1 protein-coding gene is annotated in these 241 nt (G+C 59.3%); it reads right to left on the reverse strand.

Annotated features, from left to right (window positions below; translation table 11 throughout):
• On the reverse strand, positions 1-241 hold a 241-nt coding region (locus R0J88_RS23010), incomplete at both ends, for a helicase-related protein (protein WP_410901317.1).

Below are 241 nucleotides of genomic sequence, written 5' to 3' on the forward strand. Positions count from 1 at the left end.
TGTTCTTTGGCGATTAAATGCAGGCAGATACCCGGCTCCAGACGCCCGGCGCGCCCGGCACGCTGCGTCATGGATGCCTGGCTAACGCGTTGAGTAATCAGTCGCGTAAGCCCCGTGCGCGGCTCAAAACGCGCCACACGCTCCTGGGCACAATCCACCACCAGACGAATACCTTCGATGGTTAAACTGGTTTCAGCAATATTGGTCGCCAGCACCACTTTGCGCATCCCTTGCGGTGCCG

Origin of the sequence: Pseudoalteromonas sp. SIMBA_162, from assembly GCF_046535955.1 — a bacterium.
GTDB classification, from domain to species: domain Bacteria; phylum Pseudomonadota; class Gammaproteobacteria; order Enterobacterales; family Alteromonadaceae; genus Pseudoalteromonas; species Pseudoalteromonas marina.